Genomic DNA, 3,972 nt, shown 5'->3' with positions numbered 1-3,972 from the left:
TACAACAAAGCGGCAAATGTTATACCAACAAAATAACAACAGCCAGCCCAAAATCACCAAGATAATTCAGAAAATAAAAATCATAGTTTGCTAGGACGAAAAATAATAATCAATTCGCCTATTTATAAAAATCGAATAGCAATTTTGTACAAAAATAAGCACGATGGATCCGTTACACTTCTAAGATGATTTTCTTGAGCAGACCGGATAAAGATGAAAGAAAAGAATAAGGAAATCGCTACCTTCAAGATAGCTCAAGAGCTCGGCGGTTTAGAACTTCTCGATGCAAAGTATGAGAAGCAGAATTTTTCACGCCATAGCCACGAAGGTTACACTATTGGCGTCATCGAGAAGGGAGCACAGCAGTTCTTTCGAACAGGCGGAAATCATATCGCGCCACAGGACAGCATCATCCTTGTAAATGCAGATGAAGTACACAACGGGCATTCGGCCTCAGAAGGCGGTTGGGAATACAAAGCAATGTACCCCGTACCACAGCAGTTTCAGACCTTGGGGCAAGAGCTTGGTTCACCAAATGTAGCTCTGCCCTATTTTCCTCAACCTGTGGTTTACGATCCTGAGCTGGCTAGTCAGTTGCGATTGGTGTTTGAAACGCTAGAAAAATCAGACAACCGACTACTACGAGAAACTTTGATTTACGGCACGTTGATCAAACTAGCCAGCAAACACAGCACCCACCGGGCACCGCTCAAAGAATCAACCAGAGCTCAGCGACAAATACAGTTGGTCAAAGAGTTTTTGGAAGACTTCCCGCAAACGGACGTCTCGCTAGAAGAGCTCGCAAAACTGGCTGGGTTAAGCCCTTTTCATTTGCTAAGAGAGTTTCAAAAACAGTTTGGCTTCCCTCCCCATGCTTATCAAATTCAGCAACGTTTACGTATGGCGAAGAAGCTACTAAAAATGGGACAAAAAATTTCAGATGTGGCACAAGAATGTGGCTTCCATGATCAAAGCCATCTGCATCGACACTTTAAAAAAGCCATGGGCGTCACTCCCGGCCAATACGTCCGTCACAGCTAAAGCAGCAATATTGTACAAGGCGTTATGCGACTACCGAGCTATCTTGGTAGCCTGATTTAGGAATAACTAAGAAGAAACTATGGACCACACTTTGCCGTTACAAGAAGAATCAAAAGCCACGCTATTTTGGCAAGGCACACTTGCGATGATGCCACTGAGTATCGCGGTGTTACCTTGGGGTTTGCTCGCAGGCTCATTCGCGATTGATACTGGGCTTCACCCTTTGGAAGGACAAGCACTATCCGCCATTCTGTTCGCAGGTTCCGCGCAGCTCGTCGCGATGGGGATGATTAAATCGGGGGCAGGCCTAGTAACCATGTTACTAACAACGTTTTTTATCACCTCTCGACACTTCCTCTACAGTGTATCGATGCGCAGTAAAATTGCACCACTTCCTCTTAAATGGCGGTTATCACTCGGATTCTTACTCACTGATGAGCTGTTTGCGATTGTAGGTCATCATTCCGATAAACAATTTAATCGCTGGTATGCGCTTGGGGCTGGTTTGAGTTTTTACCTGTTTTGGAATATCGCGACATTGACGGGCATTATTGCGGGAAGCCTGATCCCTGAACTGAACGAAATGGGATTGGAATTTGCTGTGGCCGCGACTTTTATCGCAATTGTAGTTCCGACTATTAAAAATATGGCGGTGCTCGCGAGTGTTGTCGTGGCATTAGTGAGCTCGGTCGCCCTAACCTATTACCAAGTGGAAGGAAGTTTGATGATTTCGAGCATTTTAGCCATGCTTACAGGCTACTTTGTGGGACAAGTACAGGAGAAACACTAATGATCATGTTGTCTATTTTACTGATGACGGTACTTGTTTTCACCAGCCGCTACTTGTTTTTAGAACCCAAGCTACCACTGCGATTAGGGACACGTACACAAAAAGTGCTCAACTACGCCAGCCCTGCGGTACTCACTGCGATCTGGGCGCCTATCGTTTTCATTCCCGATGGAGCACTCAGCGTGAATGTGCACAACCCATTTTTATTGGCTGCCTTGCTGGCTGCGTTAATCGCGTACTTTACTAAAAATGTTCTTTTAACGACGGTGATCAGCATGGTGGTATTTCTCGTTCTGCGAATTTGGCTTTAATTCGCCACCCACTCAATCTCCAACAGGGTGACATCACCACACTTTAATCGTCCAAGGAAGATGTCACCTTGATGCACCTCACCAACTCCTTTTGGTGTGCCGGTCATTACCACATCGCCATCTTGAAGTGTTGTGTAACTCGTTAATTCATCCAAAATGGTTAGCGGCGGATAGAGCATCTGGTTAACGTGACCTTTTTGTACACGAACGCAGTTAATCAAGAGCTCTAGGTTAAGATCATTAATATCAATGTTATCCAAAGAGACAAATCGACTAAACACTGCGGAGCCATCAAACGCTTTAGCACGCTCCCAGGGCAACCCTTGTTGTTTAAGTGAAGACTGCAAACCGCGCTTGGTCAGATCCAATCCCAAACCGACCGCTGAATAACGTCCATCTTTGATCAGAAAACAGATTTCAGCCTCGTAATGAAGAGGCTCTTGATGAAATGAACGCAGAGTCGTCGATACGGAAGTCGCGGGTTTATTAAATACCACCATTTGCTCAGGGATCGCATTATCAAGCTCATGAATATGTTCAACGTAATTTCGCCCAACACAAAGCACTTTACCCACTTCTACTTTCTTTTCTTCAACTTGAATAACGCTCATCGCTCTTCCCTGCAAAACAAAAACCTCATCATAATCTAACCTATTGACTTAACGACACTAAATCCCATCCTCTAGTGTGAAAAATAAGACATTCACCCCGTTTTGAGTTTTGTATCATCTAATTGAAACACCACGGTATTTACAAAACAAATAGACAAAAAAGCCAGCACGAGGCTGGCTTTAAATCAATAAGGGTGAATGATTGTTCTCGCTAAATCCTATTATAGGTAGTAACGAGCACCTATCGCCCATTTGTCATCAGTTTCACGACCATGGTCATCATTTAGGTCAAACTGGTAACCCGCGTAACCAACAAATTTAGGCGTGAAGTTGTACTCTGCCTGCAGTGCCATTTCCTCACGAGCGGTTTCTGTTTTAGCGTTTTTGAACTCTTTACCTTCAACCATCTCGTAGTTAACGCTCAAGTTTAAGCTGTTCGCTAGAGCGTATGCGATGATCGCTTCGTACGCATCACTTTCCGCCAAACGGTCGCCATTTACACTGAAGTTCATATTTTCATTTGAACCATATACCGCGGCAAGGAACAGACCTTGACCGTAAGCGCCGTAAGATGCAGACACAACATGTGATTCCGCGGTGTGTTTACCTGTGTAAGCAGGGTGTTGGAAGTCACCACCGTTGTATGAGTAGCCAATTTTCGCGCCCATGATTGCGTAAGAAAGCGCAACTTGCATGCGGTCATCGTATTTAAGACCACCAGTGATAGTACCTGCGTCATTACGCGTGTAATCATCATTTGCGCCTTGCCATCCAAGACCAACGTTAATCGAACCAGCTTCGCCTAAATCAAAGCCATTTCGATAAGACAGCATTTTATCCGCACGACCTGTGCCTAGGTTTCCGTGATCGTCGTAAATGAAGTCATTCGCAAACGCAATTGGCATATCCGCGATGCCTGCTACATCATAGTAAGGTGACCATTGCGTACCACCTACTGCACGACCGTAGACCTCATGTGTTAAACCTAAGTAACCTAGACGAGTTTTAAACGACTCTTCACCGCCATCTAAGTAGTTTAGAGCCCATTCACCACGTGCGTCTGCGGTGAAGCCATTGCCTAAATCTTGTGTCGCAGAGATATTGATACGAGGAGAGTTAGTACCAACATCCGTGTCACCTTGCTCTGAACCATTTAGGTTAACAGAAACGTGGCCGCCCATCGAAAATGTTGTGCCATCGTTATTATAAAGTTCCACTG

General features: G+C 44.8%; 5 protein-coding genes. 3 read left to right on the top strand and 2 right to left on the bottom strand.

Annotation, left to right across the window (positions count from 1 at the left end; translation table 11 throughout):
* The first annotated feature begins 213 nt into the window (after positions 1–213).
* The 3 genes from CAG69_RS01470 to CAG69_RS01460 all read left to right on the top strand — a co-directional run bounded on the left by CAG69_RS01470 (position 214) and on the right by CAG69_RS01460 (position 2,142).
* A complete protein-coding gene (locus tag CAG69_RS01470) occupies positions 214–1,041 on the top strand; it encodes an AraC family transcriptional regulator (protein WP_006742070.1) in 828 nt (275 codons plus the stop codon).
* A 79-nt stretch (positions 1,042–1,120) separates the two neighbouring features.
* Positions 1,121–1,831: an AzlC family ABC transporter permease gene (locus CAG69_RS01465; RefSeq protein ID WP_161442372.1), complete on the top strand. Its 711-nt coding sequence runs from the start codon at positions 1,121–1,123 to the stop codon at positions 1,829–1,831.
* Positions 1,831–2,142 carry an AzlD domain-containing protein gene (locus CAG69_RS01460; protein WP_047008376.1) on the top strand — a complete coding sequence of 104 codons (312 nt, stop codon included), beginning with the start codon at positions 1,831–1,833 and terminating at the stop codon, positions 2,140–2,142. Before CAG69_RS01465 ends, CAG69_RS01460 begins: the two co-directional genes overlap by 1 nt.
* Here CAG69_RS01460 and CAG69_RS01455 read toward each other — a convergent pair.
* Both CAG69_RS01455 and CAG69_RS01450 read right to left on the bottom strand, forming a co-directional pair.
* On the bottom strand, positions 2,139–2,753 hold the full coding sequence (locus CAG69_RS01455) for a fumarylacetoacetate hydrolase family protein (RefSeq protein WP_005391187.1): 615 nt from the start codon (positions 2,751–2,753) through the stop codon (positions 2,139–2,141). The genes CAG69_RS01460 and CAG69_RS01455 overlap by 4 nt on opposite strands.
* Before the next feature lie 221 nt (positions 2,754–2,974).
* On the bottom strand, positions 2,975–3,972 hold a 998-nt coding region (locus CAG69_RS01450; RefSeq protein ID WP_161442369.1), incomplete at its 5' end, for a porin.

The sequence above is a fragment of the Vibrio sp. V43_P6S15P86 genome (assembly GCF_009904725.1).
GTDB lineage: Bacteria > Pseudomonadota > Gammaproteobacteria > Enterobacterales > Vibrionaceae > Vibrio > Vibrio diabolicus.
This window is presented reverse-complemented; position numbering and strand designations above follow the sequence as displayed.